The organism is Candidatus Didemnitutus sp. (assembly GCA_019634575.1).
GTDB lineage: Bacteria > Verrucomicrobiota > Verrucomicrobiia > Opitutales > Opitutaceae > Didemnitutus.
Map to the genome: position 1 here is coordinate 3,469,093 of JAHCAY010000001.1, position 20,022 is coordinate 3,489,114.

General features: G+C 65.1%; 13 protein-coding genes. 12 read left to right on the plus strand and 1 reads right to left on the minus strand.

All coding sequences use genetic code 11. The features are described 5' to 3' along the window. Nucleotides 1-62 precede the first annotated feature (62 nt). The gene (locus KF715_14455) at nucleotides 63-3,590 is read left to right on the plus strand and encodes a TonB-dependent receptor (GenBank protein MBX3737894.1); all 3,528 of its coding nucleotides are present in this window, start codon (nucleotides 63-65) and stop codon (nucleotides 3,588-3,590) included. A gap of 234 nt (nucleotides 3,591-3,824) precedes the next feature. Next, nucleotides 3,825-4,715 (plus strand): hypothetical protein, encoded by an 891-nt coding sequence (locus KF715_14460; protein MBX3737895.1) that lies wholly within the window; start codon nucleotides 3,825-3,827, stop codon nucleotides 4,713-4,715. Here the strand turns inward: KF715_14460 and KF715_14465 are convergent. Then, on the minus strand, nucleotides 4,697-4,990 hold the full coding sequence (locus tag KF715_14465) for a hypothetical protein (GenBank protein MBX3737896.1): 294 nt from the start codon (nucleotides 4,988-4,990) through the stop codon (nucleotides 4,697-4,699). The two genes, KF715_14460 and KF715_14465, sit on opposite strands and share 19 nt — an antisense overlap. 333 nt (nucleotides 4,991-5,323) lie before the next feature. Here KF715_14465 and KF715_14470 point away from each other — a divergent pair, with 333 nt between their 5' ends. From KF715_14470 to KF715_14515, 10 genes are all read left to right on the plus strand, one after another. Continuing rightward, the gene (locus KF715_14470; GenBank protein ID MBX3737897.1) at nucleotides 5,324-5,854 is read left to right on the plus strand and encodes an RNA polymerase sigma factor; all 531 of its coding nucleotides are present in this window, start codon (nucleotides 5,324-5,326) and stop codon (nucleotides 5,852-5,854) included. Further along, nucleotides 5,851-6,885, plus strand: a complete 1,035-nt coding sequence (locus KF715_14475) for a FecR domain-containing protein (GenBank protein MBX3737898.1) — start codon at nucleotides 5,851-5,853, stop codon at nucleotides 6,883-6,885. Before KF715_14470 ends, KF715_14475 begins: the two co-directional genes overlap by 4 nt. A 93-nt stretch (nucleotides 6,886-6,978) precedes the next feature. Further along, complete coding sequence (locus KF715_14480) at nucleotides 6,979-10,164, plus strand: TonB-dependent receptor (GenBank protein MBX3737899.1); 3,186 nt, start codon at nucleotides 6,979-6,981, stop codon at nucleotides 10,162-10,164. 59 nt (nucleotides 10,165-10,223) lie between these two features. Continuing rightward, nucleotides 10,224-11,189, plus strand: coding sequence for a TlpA family protein disulfide reductase (locus KF715_14485; GenBank protein ID MBX3737900.1), 966 nt, complete (start codon nucleotides 10,224-10,226; stop codon nucleotides 11,187-11,189). Nucleotides 11,190-11,955: 766 nt separating this feature from the next. Beyond that, nucleotides 11,956-12,270 carry a response regulator transcription factor gene (locus tag KF715_14490; GenBank protein ID MBX3737901.1) on the plus strand — a complete coding sequence of 105 codons (315 nt, stop codon included), beginning with the start codon at nucleotides 11,956-11,958 and terminating at the stop codon, nucleotides 12,268-12,270. Between the two features lie 212 nt (nucleotides 12,271-12,482). After that, nucleotides 12,483-13,025 (plus strand): sigma-70 family RNA polymerase sigma factor, encoded by a 543-nt coding sequence (locus KF715_14495; protein MBX3737902.1) that lies wholly within the window; start codon nucleotides 12,483-12,485, stop codon nucleotides 13,023-13,025. Beyond that, nucleotides 13,022-14,074 carry a FecR domain-containing protein gene (locus KF715_14500; GenBank protein ID MBX3737903.1) on the plus strand — a complete coding sequence of 351 codons (1,053 nt, stop codon included), beginning with the start codon at nucleotides 13,022-13,024 and terminating at the stop codon, nucleotides 14,072-14,074. The genes KF715_14495 and KF715_14500 overlap by 4 nt, the downstream gene beginning before the upstream one ends. A 97-nt stretch (nucleotides 14,075-14,171) precedes the next feature. Beyond that, nucleotides 14,172-17,261 (plus strand): TonB-dependent receptor, encoded by a 3,090-nt coding sequence (locus KF715_14505; protein ID MBX3737904.1) that lies wholly within the window; start codon nucleotides 14,172-14,174, stop codon nucleotides 17,259-17,261. A gap of 41 nt (nucleotides 17,262-17,302) precedes the next feature. Then, a complete protein-coding gene (locus KF715_14510) occupies nucleotides 17,303-18,400 on the plus strand; it encodes a TlpA family protein disulfide reductase (protein MBX3737905.1) in 1,098 nt (365 codons plus the stop codon). Between the two features lie 288 nt (nucleotides 18,401-18,688). Further along, nucleotides 18,689-19,996, plus strand: a complete 1,308-nt coding sequence (locus KF715_14515) for a TlpA family protein disulfide reductase (GenBank protein ID MBX3737906.1) — start codon at nucleotides 18,689-18,691, stop codon at nucleotides 19,994-19,996. The last annotated feature ends 26 nt before the right edge of the window (nucleotides 19,997-20,022 follow it).

A 20,022-nucleotide genomic window follows, 5' to 3' on the forward strand; every position in this document is an offset into this window, starting at 1 on the left:
CCGAGTATTTTTGCGATGCTTTAGCGGAAATCTTCCGCGCCGGCATCTCTGGTTCAGTCCCCATGAACACCCCTGTTCTTCTTCGCGCGGTCGCCCCGCTGTGGCGGCAGCTCCTCTGTTGTTTCGCCCTCGTGTCGAGCGCGACCTGCTTCGCCCAAGCGGCGGCACCGACGGCATTCGATCTGCCCGCCGGCGAGGCGGGGCAAACGCTCAAGCAGTTCGCGCATCAGGCGAAACGCGAGATCCTCTTCTCGGTGCAATTGGTCGACGGAGTGAAGACCAACGCCGTGCACGGCGAACTCGCGGCCCGAGAGGCGCTCGACCGCATGCTCGCCGGCACCGAGCTGGCGGCGCTGGAGGACGCGAAGACCGGCGCGTTCACCATCCGGCGCGATCCGAAGTCCGAGCCACCGAAGGAAAAGCCGGCTTTCACGCCCGCGCCGCGGACCGAGACCGGCGCCGCCGCGCTGCGCGACGATGGCGGCGTGGTGACCCTGTCGCCGTTCCTCGTGGTGACGGAGAAGGACGATGGTTTTGTCGCGGCCAATTCCCTCGCCGGCGGGCGCATGTCGCTGCCTCTGCGCGACACGCCGCTGGCCTACTCGGTGATCACGCGCGATTTTCTCGATGCGCTCAGCCTCGATAGTCAGGAGGCCGCCCTCTCCTGGTCCGTGGGTTCCTATATGCCCATCACGCCGCTGAGCGCCTACCGCTACAATGATGGCGAAGCCGGTTCGAGTGTGGTTTCCCGCGGCCTCTGGATCACTCAAGCGCAGCGCAATTTTTTTCTCCTCGGGCAAAACTCCGACACCTACAGCCAGGAGCGCTTCGACTTCGCGCGTGGTCCGAACGCGCTCCTCATCGGCACCGGCAGCCTGGGTGGCGTCGTCAGTGGCATGACCAAGCGCGCCCGCGTCGATACCGATTTCAACAAGATGTCGCTCCAGACGGGATCGTGGGGTCGGGCGCGTCTCACCCTCGACGTCAATCGGCGTGCGGGTGAGCGCTTCGCGATTCGCGTTAACGCGCTCCTTCAGGATTCACCGACCTGGCGCGATCTCGAGTTCGACAACCGGCAGGGCATCCACCTCGCGGCCACTTACCGCTTGCTGAAAAACACCACCCTCCGCGCCGAATACGAGCACTACAAACAGAGCACGCTCCTGGGGCGCGAGACGATGTCCGAGTCCATTTCCGGCTGGGACGGCGTCACCACGGTGGCCGCGCCGGTCGCCAGCATCACCAACTCCGACGCCAAGGGCCTCGCCCGCCTCGGCTCCAGCACCTCGCCCTATTTGCTCTATGTTCCCGGCATGGATTCGGGCACGGTCATGAACTGGGCAAACACGTGGCGCACCCAAGGCGGCGCGGCCAATGCGGCCGTGCCGGTCGGAGGCAAGCTCGCGCTCTCCACGGCCAACCTTAGCATCAACGGCGGCTCGATGATCGACAGCATCTACTCCCCGGATCTCCTCTTCGGTCTGGCGGAGGCCGGTTCCTCTTTTCGCCGCCCGTCGACCAAGACCGTCATCCAGCCCGACATGCCGACGCTCGAATACGGTTTCCACGACGCGGCGGTCTTCCTCGAGCACCACCAGGGCCAGCACCTTTTCCTCGAGGCTGCCTTCAATTACGCCGACACCGACAAGCACGTCGAGACCGCCGCCTCCCGCATGGGCAACGCCACGATCGACGTCAACCAGACCCTCCCCAACGGCCAGCCCAACCCCAACTTCAAGAAAGTCTACAGCGAAGCCCTCGCCTCGTCCTTTTACTACAAGACTAAGGTCGGAGAAGGTCGCGCCGCCCTCGCCCTCGTCTTCGACGACACCAAGTGGGGCGACTTCCGCGCCAACGTCATCACCGGTCGCCGCAAGGTTAACTACGACCTCTACGCCTACACCTCCGTCATGGATCGCAACCCCGACATCCGCCGCCGCTCCGTCGACGACATCTTCACTTATCGCTTCTACTGGGACAATCTCCGCCAGCCCGGGCTCTATCCCGATAGCGTCCAATACGTCGACCCCATCGCCGGCACCACGCAGACTTATCACGTCTCCAAGATCGTCGACCTGCGCAGCATCGGCACCCTGCGCGCCGCCGACTCGAACTTCGACTACGTCCAGTCCGCCTTCACCGCCAAGCTCTTCAAGGGCCGCCTCAACCTCATCGGCGGCATCCGTCGCGACCGGGTGAAGCAGCTGAGCTACAGCGGCAACAGCACGAACAATTCCATGGCCGACTACCCCGTCGATTGGGACGGCCAGACCATCTATTACCGCCCCGTCGGCCCCGCCGACTACTACACCCTGCAATATCAGGCCAAGGATTCCGCCGGCAACATCACCGGTAACGGCGCCTACCTCCCCGCCAACTCGCGCCCGCGTGACGCCAACTTCAAGCCGTTGCCCCAATACGCCAACGACCGCTTCCGCGACGACTACTCTCAACCGGCGGTCGATGTCTCCGCCACCACCGTGACCTACGGCGGCGTTTTTCACGCCCTGTCCTGGATCAGCGCCTACGCGAACTACGCGGAATCCTTCAAGGCTCCCGGTGCCGGCGTCACGTTGACCGGCCAGCCGATGCCCGTCACCACCAGCGAGGGATGGGATGCCGGCCTGCGTTTCAATCTGCTCGGAGGCCGCATCAGCGCCTCCGTCGGGCGCTACGTCGGCAAGCAATTCGACAGCCAGAGCCAAATCAGCAATGCCGGCAAATACGCCAATATCGTCAACGCCAACAAAGTCGGCGACCAAAACCCCAACGGCATGAACACGCGCGGACTCGCCGCCATCCCCGCCATCGCCTTTGATTTCAAGGATGACAAGACCGAGGGCTACGAGATCGACATCACCGCCAACCTGACCCGCAACTGGCGCCTCACCGCCAACGCCGGCATCCCCAAGGTCTACAACCTCAACGGCCACAAGGACGAGTTCGCCTACCTCGCCGCCAACGAAGCCACGCTGAAGCAGATCGTCCTCGATGCCGGTGTGCTCATCGACGCCAGCAACGTCGCTACCGTCGACACTTCCATCCCCGTCGCCAACCGTTCGCCCGACGCCGCGGCCGCCGCCACCGCGTGGAACGACATCCAGACCTTCAAGGCCACCAACAGCGCCACGGTCGTGACCGGCAGCGATCTCCCGAGATTCACGGCGAACGTCTACACCGACTACCGCATCCCCCGTGGCTTTCTGAAAAACCTCCGCGTCGGCGGCGGCATCCAATACATCGGCCGCACCGCCATCGGCAACCGCGGCGCCGACACCATCGTCAATCCCGCGAACCCGCTCACCGCGATCGACGATCCGAGCGTCGACTCCAGCACCCGCATCTACCGCGCCGCCTACTATACCGTCACGCTCACGGCCAACTACCAGATGAAGCTGCGGCACGACATGCTGCTCGACCTCAACCTGCGCGTCGGAAACGCCCTCGGCAACAATGACCTCGTCTACGTTGGCGCGGCTCTGCGCCCTCCCGGCGGCGACATCTCCCGCCCCGACCGAGTCAGCATCCCCACCACCTTCGTCTACCAGCAACCGCGCTCCTATGCGCTGACCGCCACGCTCACATTCTGAACTCGCCGCGCTCTCCCGCGCCTCGCGCCGCGGGTCCGCGGCCGGCTCACCCGGAGCAAGATCGGGCCCTCCCGCCACCAGACCACTTCCCGGCCCGTCCGCGGATCGCGCGCTGTAGAGGGTCGCGCCATCGTGCGAAGCTGAGGGAGCCAGTGGCCGCTTCCAAACGCGGACGGGCCGGAGCTGGTCACCCATTCCGCAATCTGCATCGTCGCCTCGCGCCCGCCTTGTCTCATGTCGATCCGCCTCCTCACCCTGCTGCTCTGTAACATCGTCGCGTTCGGCGCGTCCTGCGCCGCGAGCGATTTGCCGCCGCCCTCGGCGACGGAATTGCTGCGCGCCCCACGGCCGTTGGTGATCGGACATCGCGGCTACTCCGGCGCCGCGCCGGAAAACACGCTGCCCAGTTTCGCCGCCGCGACGCTCGCCGGCGCCGACCTGGTCGAGCTCGATTACCATCCCACGGCGGACGGCGCCCTCATCGTGTTGCACGACGCCACACTCGACCGCACCACCGACGCGCGCTCGCGCTGGGGCGGCGAGAGAATCCGCGCCAGCGAGCACACGCTCGCCGAGCTGCAATCGCTCGATGCCGGCCGATGGTTCGATCCGCGCTTCGCCGGCACGCGCCTGCCGCTGCTCGCCGAGGCGATCGAGCTCATCGCCCCGCACGCCGTCACGCTCATCGAGCGCAAGGAAGGCGACGCGCGGACCTGCGTCGAGTTGTTGCGCACGCGTGGCTGGATCAACCGGGTGGTCGTGCAAAGTTTCGATTGGGACTACTTGCGCGACTTCCATGCGCTCGCGCCCGAGCAAGTGCTCGCTGCGCTCGGGCCCGTCGCGCCGGCGAAGGGCCAGCCGTTCACCGAGGCCGAGAAAACGCTCGGTCCCGCGCAGCTCGATCGGCTCGCCGCCGCCGGCGCCAGCGTCGCGGTGTGGAGCGGCGACCTCGTCACGCACGACTCCGTGCGCGAGGCACACGCGCGCGGGCTCCGCGTGTGGGTCTATACCGTGAACGACCTCCCGACTGCCACCCGCCTGCTCGCACTCGGCGTGGACGGCATCATCTCGAATCATCCGCCGCTCATTTGGAAAGCCCTGGCGACCTATGCGCACGCGCCGTAAGGCGCTCTCGCGGATGGCACGCGATGGAGAATCACCGCGCGCACATCGAGCAGGCGCTCGAGTTTCCGGCGTGTGAGCTCGGCCCGCGCCTCGCTGCAGGTTACGGTAAGTTCCAGACGCGCCGGGCTGCGCGCGTAGGCCGCCGCCTCGAGCGCGATTTCCGGCACGGCGGCCTTTTGCAGGACGCGCGCGAAGACGAGCGGATCGGTGCCGCCGGCATGGACGGTCAGTTGCCAGGAGACGGTCGGGTGGGGCAGGTGAACAGGTGTTTTCATGACAAAAGAAAACCCCGGGCGGAAAACCGCTCGGGGTGCGAAAGAGGATCGTTGGCAGTTGGCTAGACCGCGATACCTCTCCGCCCGGAGCGGGGGAGACGGCGAATAATCGCGCTCGCGGCAAGGTTCATGCCGGCCAGCGTGGTTGCAGTGGACGGGTTGTCACGGCCAACCCGTGTTCTAGTGCTTTCGGGCCACGGTGCGTCGGCGGACGGGCTGGCCCAAAGACGAACGGGACGCCCGATGCCGTAACGAAATTTTCCTGCGCGGCTTCACGGCTGCCATGCGGCTGGATTTTCGCGCGTCTCAGCCGATACTGCGGGGCATTCCGAAATGCCGCCCGACGCCAGTCCCGAGGTCAGCCGCTGGTTCGCCACGGAGGTGCAGCCGCATCGTCCGGCGTTGCGTGCGTGGCTGCTGGCGCGGTTTCCCACGCTGCCCGACGTGGACGACGTCGTGCAGGAAAGCCTGTCGCGCATGGTGCAGGCGAGGGAAGTGAGCCCGATCAGATCCGCGCGCGCGCTGCTGTTCACCACGGCGCGCAACCTCGCGCTCGATGCCGTGCGGCGGCAACGTGTGGTGGCGTTCGAACCGATTACGGACGACACCGATCCGACCGTCTTAACGGATGCGGCGGATGTTGTCGCCTCCGTCACGAAACAGCAGGAACTCGAGCTCTTGACCAAGGCCATCCAGTCGCTTCCCGAGCGCGTGCGGCAGATCTTCACGCTGCGCACGGCGTATGGCCTCACCCAGAAGCAGATCGCCAACCAGCTCGGCGTGTCCGAAAGCACGGTGGAGAAACAGATGGCCGCCGGCATCCGCCAATGCGCCGCGTTCTTCTCCCGCGGAGGCGCGCGATGAAATCCGACCCGAAACCGCACGATCCGACGCCCGAGAAAATTCTCGAAGCCGCCGCGGACTGGCTCGCCCGCCGCGATCGCGGCCTGAGTGCGGCCGAGCAGGACGACTACATGCACTGGCTGCGCGCCGATCCGCGCCATGCCGAGGCGCTCGCCCAGCATGCCGCGGCGCTCGAGCGCATGATGCAGCTCTACGAGTGGACGCCAGCGCATGACACCGAGCCGAATCCCGACTTGTTCGCTCCGCCACCGGCGCGCAGCCGGGCGTGGTGGCGCTGGGCGTCTGCCGGCCTCGCGGCCGCTGCGACGATCGCGCTCGTATTTTTCCTGTGGGAGCGACCTTGGTCGCGACCCGACGCGGCCGCAGTCGCCGCCGCTCCGAAATCCTATCTGCGCGTCAACGAGCGCCTCGCGCTGCCCGACGGCTCGCGCGTCGAGTTGAAGGACGGTTCGCGGCTCGTCGTGCAATATTCCGAGAAGGAACGCCGCGTGAAACTCACCGGCGGCGAGGCCCATTTCTCCGTGTGGAAGGACGCGCAGCGTCCTTTCGTGGTCGATGCCGCCGGTGTCGAGGTGCGCGCGGTCGGCACGGCCTTCAACGTCCGGCTCGACGCGCAGGACGTGCAGGTGCTCGTCACCGAAGGTCGCGTGAAGGTCGAGCAGGCGGGAGCGACCGGCCCGGCGCCGGTCTTTGTCTCCGTCGGCCAGATGGCGACGGTGAACCGGGCGGAAACTTCCGCCCCGGCGATCGCCACAGTGACGACGGAGGACATCGCGCGCGAGCTCGCCTGGCAGGCGCCGCGATTGCAGTTCAACGAGACGCCGCTCGCGGACGCCATTGCGGAGTTCAACCGGCTCAACCGCCAGCAGCTCGAGCTCGGCGATCCGGAGCTCGGCGCGCTGCGGATCGGCGGCACGTTCCGGCCCGATAATGTCGAGGGCTTCGTCCGTTTGCTGGTGAACGACACCGATCTCGGCGTCCGCGCCGAGACGGCCGGAGAGAACCGCACGGTGCTCCGCCGCGCGCGGTGACGCGCATCGGTGAAGAAAATGTTACGGCTCCCACCGCGCAGTTCGTCGTGTTAGCCAAGCCGGCATCCCCGCCGGCCGGATCACCGACACACCATGCGAACCTTGGGCCACCTCCTGCGCGCCGTCCTGCTCGGCGCTTTGATCTCCGTCGCCGCGCTCGCGGCCGATGAAGCGAGAAAACACTACGACATCCCCGCGGGCGACGCTGCCGCGGCGTTGAAGCAGTTCTCCTCCGTCTCCGGCCGCGAGACGCTCTTCGCCGCCGCCGTCGTGCGTGGAGTGAAAACGTCGTCGGTAAAGGGCGAACTCACGGTGCGGGAAGCGCTCGACGCTTTGCTCGACGGCACCGGCCTCCTCGCCACGACCGACACGAAAACCGGCGCCATCGCCGTGCGCCGCGAGACACCTGCTGAAGCAAAAAACGCCGTCAGGGCGATCGAGGAAAATAGCGATCGCCCGGACAGCAAGCCCCGCCTCGCCACCGACGCCAACGGCGAGAATATCCTCCAACTCGACACCTTCGAGGTGTTCGGTTCGAAGCTGATCAACCTCGACAAGCCCCGCTCGCGCGACGACGTGCAACCCTACGTCGTCTTCGATCACAACCAAATCCAGAATTCCCAAGCGACGACGCTGCAGGATTTTTTCCTCACGCGACTGCCGATGGCGACGGATCTCGGCTCGAGCGCCCAAAATCTGAGCGCCCCCACCAGCTCCATCAATTTGCGCGGCCTCGGCACGAATCAGACGCTCATCCTCGTCGATGGCCGGCGCCTGCCGAGCCGCACCACGGGCAACAGTGCGATGCTCCAGCCGGACGTGAATGGCATCCCGCTGGCGATGATCGAACGCATCGAAATCCTGCCGTCCACCGCCTCCGCCATCTATGGCGGCGGCGCCACCGGCGGAGTGGTGAACATCATCACGCGAAAGGATTTTTCCGGCGTGATCCTCGACCTCAACTACGTGAACACCTTCGATACCGACAGCGCGCAGCGCCGGGCGGATCTCACCGCGACGTTCAATCTGCGGGGTGGGGCTACGGTCGTGACCGTCACCGGCAGCTACGCCGAGTCCAACGATCTGCTGCAGCAGGATCGCGATTTCACGGTGCATGCCCGGCGGTTGGCCTACGCCAACAATCCCGGCACTTTTAACAGCACGTTCTTTCCGCCCGCCGGCGCCACCACGAACGTCCGCGGCTTCAGTGGCTCGAATTTGCAGCTCAAGCCCGAATACGGCGGCACCGTCCTGAGTTCGACGTTCACGTCGTTGCCCATCGGGTATGCCGGCGTCTCGTCCGCCGACGCCGCCGCGCTCGTCGCCAACGCCGGGCGCTACAATCTCGACATCCCGGAGGACCTGAGTGCGCGCCAAGCGGCGCTCATCACCACGCCCATCATCAAGTCGCTCGGCTTGAGCCTGCGCCAAAAGATCACGCCTTGGCTGGAGGGATATGGTGATTACCTGCGCACGCAGAATCGCGGCAACGGCGCGACCCTGCTGGGCCCGAACTCCAGCACACTGGCCGTCACCGCGCCCAACAATCCCTTCACCACCGCGGTCAACGTCACCTATCCCGCCGTCATCCTGAGGACACCGGGATTTTCCACGCTCAACACGACGCGGATCACGGGCGGTCTGGTGGCTCGCCTGCCGGGCGAATGGCAAGCTGCACTCGACTACACCTGGGGACGTTCGCTCTTCGTCAACCGCCGCACCGCACCGGTCCTCGGCGATCCGGACGGCCCGTCGGGTCCGTCGCCCTCGTATCTCACCGCCGTTTCCACCGGCGTGCTCGATGTGCTTCGGGACCTGAAAACCTACCCGCTGAACTACACGCCCTATCTGCTGCCCGGCTTGGACGCCGACAACAACGGCGACCTGGTTTCGCAAACGGGCGCTTTGCGCGCTTCGGGTCCGGTTTTTCATCTGCCCGCCGGCGACATCATTCTTTCGGCGAGCGTCGAGGGTCAGCGCGAGAACAAGGAGTCCTCGGTGTTCCCCCTGGCTTCGACCTCCGGAACCGGGTTCCTCTACTCGTGGTTCCCGGCCGTGTCCTCGACCGCTCGGGCTTTCTACACGGAGGCGCGGGTGCCGCTCATCGCCGCCGCCGAAAAATCGCAGCCCAGCCGCCTCGAGCTGCAGACCAGCGTCCGCTATGATACCTCCCGCTATCATACGCTGGCCAACGCTCTGAGCCTCAGCGTTCCGAGTTCCGCCGGTCCGTTTCCCGCCGTCGACTTCCTGGATCGCAAGGTCGGCGACACTTCCTACCTGGTCGGCCTGCGGACCGCGCCGTGGCGCGACCTCACGCTGCGTGCCAGCTGGGGCACCGGTTTCCTTGCCCCGTCGCTTTCGCAGATGTCTCCCAATCCCGTCGGCTTCGGCAGTTTCTCGGTCACCGACCCGAAACGCGGCAACTCGACATCGTTCATTGCCGTCGACACCACCTCGGGCGGCAATCCCGGCCTGAAGCCGGAGCACTCTCGCAGCCTCTCCGCCGGCGCGATCTTCACACCCCGCTGGCTGCCTGGGTTCCGTTTGTCGGTCGATTTCACCAAGATCAACAAAACCGACGAGATCCGCTCGCTCAGCGGGCAGACTGCGATCGATCTGGAAGATCAATTGCCGGCTGGGCGCGTCGTCCGCGATGCGCTCACTCCCGCGGAACAGGCGCTCGGATACACGGGCGGCGCCATCACCGCCCTCGATATCTCCTTGTATAATTTCACTCGCCGCGAAGTGACCGCGGTCGATTTCCAAGCGGACTACCTGCGCAAGACCACGCTCGGTGAGTTCCGCCCCTACGCGATCGCGACCTGGATGGGGCGCTCCGCCTCGCAAACAACGACCGCACAGCCTCTGGTCAACACGATCGGGTTCACCGACGGTCCGCTCAAATGGCGCGGCAACGGCGGACTGGACTGGAGTCGCGGGCCTTGGTCCGCCGGCTGGAACGTCCAGTATTACGACGCGCAGTTCATCTATCCGCGCAGCGCATCGGTCGCGACCCGCAACACCTCCGTGCTCACCCAGGGCGGCGAGCGATTCCCGCGGCAATTCTACCACGACGTGCAGGTGCGCTACCAGTTCGGCTCCAGCCGGCACCGCTGGGGCGGATGGCTGCTTTCCGACCTCCAGATCAGCGTGGGCCTCCAAAACGCCCTCGACAAGGAGCCGCCCATCGTCGCCACCACCGGAACCGTCGGCGGCTATCAATTCACCACCGACCCGCGCCTCCGCCGCTACACCCTTCACCTCCAAAAACGATTCTGACCATGTTCCCTTTCCCTTTCTTTTCCGGCCGCCGCGCACTTTTCCTCGCGCTGCTGGCCGTGCGATGCCTCGCGGCCGAGCCGAGCGAATCCAATCCGGCGGATGACGACTGGAAGCAGTTCGAATCGCTTTTGCACCACCTCGGTCCGATGACCGGCGGATACCGGAACCTGGCCGTGGCACCGGAGTTCGAGCGGGAAAAATTCTTCGAAGCGCGGGCGCGGCGTGTGGGCGAGTTTGCGATGAATTTCTACACCAAGCACCCGGAGGACCCGCGGCGCTGGTCCGTGGTCGAATCGTTTGTTTTCTCCCAGTCCCCGCGATTCGTGAAAGACTGGGGTCCGGTGGACGCGGCGGGAAAGCTTCATCCCGTGATCGACGAACCTGCCGCCCAGGCGTGGAAGGCGGCCGTGGCCGACCTGCGCGCTGCGTTCGATAAAGCGACTGACATCCCCGAAAGCGTGCGCAAGAGCCACGCCGAACGGGAACGTCGCGAGGCGAGCCAACGCCTCTTCCGCGATCGCTGGCAGAGCGGCCGGCACGAACGGGCGCCGGAAATCACCGTGCTGGCCGCCGACGGTCGCACCGTGAAGCTGTCGGATTTCAAGGGAAAGACCGTAGTGCTCGATTTCTGGGCCACTTGGTGCGGCCCGTGTCAGGACGCGATTCCGTTCAACCAGCAGGTGGCGGCGCGCTACAAGGATCAGAATGTCGTCGTGCTGGGGGTCTGCGTCTGGGATCAGAAGGAAAAGTTCGATTCCTGGATGAAGCAAAACCAGGCGCACTATCCGGATATCGCATGGGCCTTCGATCCTTCCGGGCGAGGGGAGACCGCCCTCGCGAGGAAACTCTATGATGTGCCAGCGATCCCGGCTGTATTCATCATCGATGGGGAAGGCACGGTGGTGGATGCCTTGCTTGGATTCTCGGAATCCGAAGGTTCCCGGCCGCTCGAAGGCGCGCTGGCGAAAGCGGGCGTTCACATGACCGCGCCTCCGGAATCCGTGCCGACCCTCCGGAAATAATTCTGAACGCCCATTCCCGCACTGGGTGTGCCGACTTGCGATGGTCGTGCCATGATGCCGGCGTGTTCGCGCTTGCGAACATCGCTCTGGTTGTGACTCCGCGTTTCGCATGCGGATGCTCAAGGCTCACCGTTAGCTGCCGATGCCAGATCGGCGAACGCCGAAGTCGCCCGCTCCCAAGGCAGGGTTCCCACGCCCGGAGCGCGTGGACGGTAAGATGCTGATGACTCCGGGATATATCCGCACGCTCGAACCGTGTGGCCTCGTCATCGGTGGCCTGCTGACCGAATTCCTCGAGAACACCCCTCTGATCCGCGCCCTTGGAACGGGATTTCGCTCTCACACGGAACACACACCACGCTATCGAGGGAATTGGTGAGGTGCGCACCTGAGGTTATGACGCATTCACGCAGAGGCTTCGATGTGATCGCTGTCCCGCGACCGGAAAGGTAGCCATCGGAGAGTTCCTCGATTTTGGGCAGAAAGAGCGTCGGCCGTGATCGCAGCATTTAGACGGGAAATTCTGAAAGAATGAGATATCGGCCCGCTACGGCCTCAATGTCGTTCCGGCCATGTTCCTGCTCGATCGGGACGGCCGGGGCGTCTCCACCGACGCCCGCAGCCCCTTGCTCAAAGCCGAGGTGAAGCGCCTGCTCGGCCTCTGAAGGGTCAGGTTGCGGCCTGGACGATTTCCTTCGGGGATTTGGCCGCTTCGTTCGTCTAAGTAATAGCGCCGCCTTCCGCTGCGCGAATCCTTGCCTTCGCCATGGTAGCTTCCCGCTCGTCCCGTTTTGTGCCCCTCAGCCTGCTCGTCGGCGCCAGTTGCCTGCTGCCGGTCCGTCAGGAAACGTCTCCGGTCGTCTCCGCCTCCCGCCCGCTAGCGACACTGGTGCCCGATTTGACGCCCGCCGAACTGCGCGTGAGAGACCTGCTCCTTACCGGCCTTTCCAACAAGGAGATCGCCAGCGAGCTCAATCGCGCCGAGGCCACGATCAAGAACCAGGTCGCGTCGATCCTGCACAAGCATGGCGTGCCCTCCCGTGCGCGACTGCTGGCGATGAAGCGCCAAGCGTCCGTTTAAGTTCGGAAGTTTAGGTTGAAGTGTCCGGCGAGTGACGCGCCGCCCCGTGCTTCTCCTAAACCTCAGCCGACGGCGCGCGGCGCCGCCTCGCGCTAAGACGCGCGCGCCACACAAAACTACTAGCGGCTCCCGGGAAGATTTTCCCTGCGCAGCAAAAATCCGCAAACCCGCTCGACTCCCGCGGCGGACGGGCCGATGCCATGGGCGTCGCCATGCCCCCGCACGATCCCGAGACCGCCCGATGGTTTGCCCGTGAGGTGCAGCCGCACGAGGCGTCGTTGCGCTCTTACCTGCGAGGCAAGTTTCCAGGCCACCCCGACATCGAAGACCTCGTTCAGGAAACCTACGCGCGCCTGCTCCAGGCCCGCGAGCACGGCGAGGTGCGCGCGCCGAAGGCCTTCCTCTTCACCACGGCGCGCAATGCCGCCTTCGACTATTTTCGCCGGCGAAAAATCGCCACGATCGACGGAATAGCAGAACTCGAATCGCTGTCCGTCTTGGAAGAGAGGCCCGGCATCCCCGAGGCCGTTGCCCATGACCAGGAACTCCAACTGCTCGCCCAAGCCATCGCGGCGCTGCCCACCCGCTGCCGCCAAGTGCTGACGCTGCGCAAAATCTACGGGCTCTCGCATCGCGAGATCGCGTCCCAGCTCGGCATCTCCGAGCACACGGTGAATGCGCAGATCGCCATCGGCGTGCTGCGCCTGCGCGACTTTCTGAAACAACACGGAGTGACCCACGGAGGCACCGCATGAATGCCGAGCTGCCCCACCCACACGACCCCGAGGAAATCGAAGCGACCGCCGCCGTCTGGCTGAGCCTGCGCGACCGCGGCATGACCGAGAGCGAGACCGCCGAGTTCATGCGCTGGCTGCAACTGTCGCCGAAGCACGCCGAGGCTTTCGCGGAGCTCGACGCCGTCTGGCGAGACTTCAACCGCACCGCCGCGCTGCGGCCGACGGCCGCCGCCACGCCCGAGCCCGAGTTGCTCGCGCCGCGCTCGCGTTCGCCGGCCCGCCGCCGCGCGTCGCGCGTGTGGGTGCCGCTCGCCGCCGCCGCGACCATCGCGCTCGCATGGGCGGGGTGGGCGGGCTTCAACGCGGCGCGTCCGACCGCCGAGACCGACGTGGGGGCGTTTCAGAAGCTCGATTTGCCGGACGGCTCGGTCGTGCAGCTCAACACCGACAGCGCGATCAAGGTCCACTACTCGGACCACGAGCGCCGCGTCGAGCTGTTGCGCGGCGAGGCGCATTTCGACGTCGCGAAGAATCCCGCCCGGCCGTTCATCGTCGCCGCCAACCACGTCGCCGTGCGCGCCGTCGGCACCGCGTTCAACGTCCGCCTGCGCGAGGATGCCGTCGACGTGCTCGTCACCGAGGGCAAGGTGCAGGTAAACGACACCGTCAAAGGTGCCTCGCTGCTCCCCGCCGTCGCCGACCAATCCGGCCCGCCGCTGCTTGTGGAGGGCGAGAGCGTGCGCGTGAAGCTGTTGACCGAACCCGAGAAGGACGCGCCGCCCGTCGTCGCCATCAGCGAAGTCGGCGCCATCGAGATGCACCGTGCACTCGCCTGGCAGGAGCGCCGGCTGGAGTTCGAGGATCTGCCGCTTGCGGACGTCGTGGCGGAATTCAATCGCTACAACCGCACGAAGCTCGTGATCGCTGATCCTGCCCTGAACGCGAAACACTTCAGCGGCACATTCCGCGCGGACGCCTACGAGCCGTTCGTGCGTCTGTTGGAGGAGAATTTCGGTGTGGCCAGCGAGCGCACCGGGCAGGGAATCGAGCTCCGCGCCGCGCGATGACACGGCGGCACGGGAAATTTTCTAGAGAGTTTTTCAGATTCGTCCGTCTGCCCTTGGTGACCGGCGTGCCGCCCCTTCCGCGCGTCGGGCACACACTATGACCTCACCCTCGCATCCTCGCGTCGGCGCCGCGCGTTACCTGCGGACGCCTGTCCTGCTTTTGCTCAGTCTCTGTCTCGCTCTACTCGGCTTCGCGGCCGAGGCGGCGAAGAAAAATTTCAACGTGCCCGCGGACGATGCCGCGAGGGCGCTGAAGCAGTTCGCCGCCCAGTCCGGCGAGCAGCTGCTCTTCTCTCCCTCCGACGTCGCCGGCGTGAAGACGCTCGCGATCAAGGGTGAGTTCACTCCTCGCGCCGCGCTGGAGCAAATGCTCGAAGGCACGGCGCTCGTCGTCGCCCAAGACAAGTCCACCGGCGCCCTCGCCGTGCGGAAGGAAATCGCCGCAGAATCAAAAAACGCCCTAAGCCGTCCCGCTGACGCGGCGGCGGCGAACGGTGCAGCCGGCAACGCCAACACGACGGTCAAGGACGGGACTGTCCAGCTGGACGCTTTCAAGGTCACGGGCTCACGGATTCGCACGCTGGTCGGCGAGCAGACGATGCAGCCGGTCTTCACGCTCGATCGCCGGGCGATCCAGCGGACCGGAGCGGCGAATTTGGGCGATGTGTTCCGCGCGATTCCGCAGGTCAGCAGTTCCAGCAACGGCATGGGCAACAACGCCGGCTCACCCAGCCCGCTGGCGGGCGACTATGCGGTGTCCGCGAACCTGCGCGGCTTTCAGGGCGCGAGCACGCTGATCCTGGTGGACGGCCGACGCGTGACCAAAGGCAGCCAGGTCACGATCAACGACCGTTACGACATCGGCGGCATCCCGCTCTCTGCCGTGGACCGGATCGAGGTGATGCTGGACGGCGCGAGTGCGATCTACGGCGCCGATGCGGTCGCCGGCGTGATCAACATCATCACGCGGAAGGACTACAACGGAACGGAAATTCAGATCAACTATGACAACACGTTCAAGACGGACGCCTCGGTTCAGAGTTATTCGCTGACCCAGAGCGTCGCGCGCGCGAACTGGAATGCGCGCGTGACGTTGTCGCATGAACGGAGCACGCCTCTGGCCGCGCGAGACACGGCGACGATCAACACGAATGATCGCCGCGCGTTCGGCGGAGCGGATAACCGCAGCGACTCCATCCGCGTCGTGCCGGGCTGGATCGAAACGGAGAGCGGCTTGAATCTTCCGGGCTTGGCCACGCCGATGGCGCCGATTCCGGCGAATTCCTCCGGCACCGGCCTGGCCGCGACCGATTACGCCAAAGCCTATGCGGCGGCCGGCGGCGCGGCATGGGATCCGTTTTCCACGGACGACGCGACCGCTTGGGGCGAGCGCTTCGACGCGGCTTCCATCTACGCGAGCCCGCGTTTCGAGCAGAATTCGGTGCTCTTCGGCGGCGAGTATACCTTCAACAAGGCCTTCTCCGTTTACGCCCAAGGCCGCTACGTCGAGAGCAAGAACGAGGGCTACGGCGATCCCTACAACACCGAAGGCATCTACTTCAACGATACGGGCCCGACCGGTTTTAACGTGGGCTTCGCCTTCGGTTTGACCCTGCCGGCGAACTACCCGGGCAATCCCTTCGGTGTCCCCATCATCCTGCACAAAACATTTTTCGACAACCTGTCCGCCTTCAAGGTGACGCGCAAAGCGTTCAGCGGAACCATCGGCTTCCGCGGAGAGCTGGGGAGCGACTGGCGCTACGACGTGAGCGCGACCTTGGACAAATCGCAGTCCGTGCCGGACAACGGCACCGGCGTGCTCGAGCAGGCGCGGGTCCAGTCGCTGCTCAACGCCAGCAATCCGCCGACGCTGTTGTATGACAGCACGAGTCGCACCGTCGCGCTGCAGGATGTGTTCAGCGCGGTGGCCGGACCGCAGGCCATCACGCAAGAGCGACCGAAGAACCTCCTCCTCTCCGCCAGTGCGGATGGCAAGGTCTGGAAGCTGCCGGCGGGCGACGTGCGAATGGCCCTCACTGCGGAAGCGATGCACGACGAATTGGAAAGCACGAGCGCGCTCGTGCCCGCCGCGAGCCGGCGTTCGTATGGTTTTGCGGCCGAAGTCAGGGCTCCGGTGGTTTCGCCCCAGCAGGATCTCCCGCTCCTCAACCGCCTGGATGTGTCCATTGCCGCGCGCCACGACCGCTATTCCGATTTCGCTTCGACGACCAATCCGACGTTCAGCGTGCTCGCTCAGCCGATCTCCTGGCTTTCACTGCGCGTGACTCGCTCCGAAGGGTATCGGGTGCCGCCGCTCTTCAGCGAGCGGCGCGTCCAGTCTCGCACGAATCTGACGCGCATCCCCGCGGATTTCACGGATCCGTTGCGCAACAACGAGCCGATCACACTGCCGTTCACTTCCACCATCAGCGGCAATCCGAATATCGATCCGGAGGTTTTCAAGAGTAACACCTTCTCGCTCACCGTGGATGTGCCCGGTGTCCCGGGCCTGTCGGTCCAAGGCACCCGCTGGCAGACCGACTACTCCAGTCGGATTGTGCAGATGAACAGCATCTTTAGTTTCACGGAAATCGCGACGCTCTACCCCGAGTTCATGATTCGCGCGCCTTCCTCCGGCGGCACACCCGGACGGATCGTCGAGTGGGTGCAGAGCTGGATGAACGTGAGCGAGTCCAAACACGCTGGTTGGGACGCCGGTTTGCGCTACAACCTGCCGACCGCGAAGGGCCGCCTCGACGCACGCGTGGACGTCGCGCGGACGGACAAAAACGAAATGCGTGTCCGCGGACCGAACGGGCCCATCACGCCCTCGCAAACCGGCACGAGCAATCTCCCGTGGCAGCTGTCCGGCTCGCTCTTCTGGAGCACCGGCGCGATGGAGGTCGGCACGCTGGCCACCTACAACAGTTCGTTCAACGAGAGCCTGACGAGCACCACGGTCATCGGCTCCAGCATCCGCTGGGATCTGCAGTTCGGCTACGATTTCGGGCGCTCCTCCGCTCTCCCGCATCGGTGGGCTCGCGCGCTGCTCAAGGACACGCGCGTGCGATTCACCGTCTTCAACGTCTTCGACCAGGACCCTCCGCTTGCGGCCGGCACGTTCCGCTTCGGCACGATCGAGCAACGTCAACAGCACTACGCGATCAACATCACGCGGCAATTCTGAGCGAAGCCGCTCTCGCCGTCGCAACCTCGTAAGACTTACCCATGAAACTCTTCACTCTGCGCTCGCTCGTGTTGAGCGCGCTGCTTCTCGCCGTCGTCTCTTCTGTTTCCGCCGAGGAGGCGGCGTTCAAAATCGGCCGGCCCGCGCCTGAGTTCAAAGCCGGGCGCTGGGTGAAACACGGTCCGATCACCCGTCTCGAACCGGGCCAGATCTACATCATCGAATTCTGGGCCACCTGGTGCTCGCCCTGCCGCGCCGCGATGCCGCACCTCACCAAGCTCGCGCACGAATACCAGGGCAAGCTGACCGTGATCGGAGTCGATCTCTTCGAGCGGCTGCCGGGTCCGGAGGCGGACCGCGCCGTGGACAAGGTGATCGCGCAAATGGGCAAGGACGCCGATTACCCGATCTGCCGCGACACCGCCGACGACCACCTGCTCAAGAATTGGTTCAACCCGACCAAAGCGGCGGGGATTCCGACGTCGATCGTGGTCGATGGAGCCGGAAAAATCGCGTGGATCAGCAGCGGGATGCCGTTCGAGCTCGACCGCGTCGTGAAGGAACTGCTGGCGGGGAAATTCGATTACGCGAAATCCGCGGCCGACTTCGCCGGCGATCCGGGCAACCAGGAAACCATGCTGAAGGTGATGGAGAAGTTCAGCGCGGCGATGGAGGCGAAGGACTGGCGCAAGGCGATGGACGTCTGGGCGGAATACCCGACCTTCGCGGCCAAGATGCCCGCGTTGCGTTTTCGCTCTCTGGTGAAATTCGATGCGAAGCAGGCTTTCGCCGAGGCGCAGGCCGCGGTGGAGAAGGCACAGCGGGATCCGTCCGATCTTTTGCAGCGCACCACCGTGCAGGGCTACCTCAGCGTGTTGCTGCAGACCGATGATCTTCCGACGGAATACTACGCCTACGCGCTCGAAAACCTTAAGGCTGACGCCAAAGGCAATGTGTTCTCGGCGTTGGCCCAAGGTGCCTGGCGTCTCGGCGATGCCGCTCAGGCGGTGGAATATCAGGCGAAGTTCCGCGACTACCTGCACGACCTTCCGAATGGAGTCGGAAAACAGCTCTTGGACCAGGTGGACGCGGACCTCGCGAAATACCAAGAGGCGGCCCGCCGCAAATCGGCGAACTAACCGTATTCCGGCTGCGCGGAGGCGCGGAAGAAACCAATTTTCCAAATTCCCGAGCACGACACAGAGAACGCAGAGGCAGACCGGAGAGACACAGAGTTTGGGACCGAAAACCCCGAACCGATTTGGCTCTCCCGTCCGCGAGCGAATCAGACCGCGTGCGGTATTTTGAACTCACTCTCTGCGACCTCTGTGTCCCTCTTCTGCCCTCTGTGACTGGATCGAACTGCGTTTTTAGATTCTTGCGACGCGGGTGCTCAATCTGCGCGTTCCGCTCCGAACGAGATTTCTATGAAAAAATATAGCCTAGCGATCGCGTGCGCCGTCGTCCTCCTCTCTGGCGTGGCGCGGGGTGATGACCCTTCGGCGGCTGACGCCGCCTACACGAAATTCAAAAGCGTCGAGGCGACTCAGTTCGCGTGGACGAGCCTGCCGCAGCAGACGGAGGAACAGCGGGCGGCACGCGAGGCCGCGCGTCAGCAGACCAACTCGGCTATCGCCGTGGCTGCGGCCGAGTTCATCGCGCACGCCCCGAACGATGCCCGTCGCTGGGAAGCGATGCAGAAAATTGCGCTCAGCGAACGTCGCTTCGAGGGGCCGACCGCCGCGGCGGATCAGCTGGCGTGGAATGCCCTGCGCAAAGACTGTGAGCGGCAGATTCTGGACACGCCCGGAGTGCCGGCCGAGCAGGTGGAGGAATTTGCGATGATGCAGGTCGTGCTTGCCCGCGTCGCCGTCTACAAGGAGGCGGAGCGCACGGGAAAATTCGTGCCGACGCCGTGGCGGGAGGCCTTGGATCGCTTCGCACGCCGGGCACCGACTTCAGCGATGGTCGTGATGCTGGAGCACCAGTATGCGACGTTCCTGATCGAGCAGTTTCCCGAGCAGACGGATGCGGCGCTCGCTCGCTGGCGGCAGGCGATCGACGAGGCCGCTCGTCGTGAGCCGGAGTCCCCCGCCGCCGTGGCCAACGAAAGCCAGTATGTCGAGGTCCTGGTGCAGCAGCGTCCGCAGCAGGCGGATGTCTATTTGAACCAGCTCGCGGCGTCATCCAACCCGGCCTTGGCGGAGATGGCGCGCGGCAAGTTGACCGCGATCGCGGCGAGCCGAAAGCCCGTGGACCTCAGGTTCGTGGCGGTCGACGGCCGCGAGTTCGATCTCGCGAAGCTGCGCGGCAAGGTGGTCATCGTCGATTTTTGGGCGACGTGGTGTGGACCGTGTTTGCAGGAGTTGCCGAACACGAAGGCGGCCTACGCGGCCTTCCAGCCGTTCGGCGTGGAAATGGTCGGGATCTCGTTCGACCAGGCGCCGAAGGAGGGCGCTCAGCGCAACCCGGCGGATCGCACGCGCGAGCAGTTCATCGAGGCGACGAAGAAGCTGGGGATGACGTGGCCGCAGTATTACGACGGCAAGGGCCGCAAAAACGAAATCGGGCAGCGCTTCGGCGTGGATTCGATTCCGCGCGTGTGGGTCATCAATCAGGAAGGATTCATGGTGACCCAATACGCGACCGGCCGGACGATCTGGGAGCTGCTCGCGAAATTGACCGGCCACCAGGTGGAGGTTCCGAAGGAACTCGCCGCCGAGAAGGGCGAGTAGATCGCGCGGCGCGGACGAACACTTTC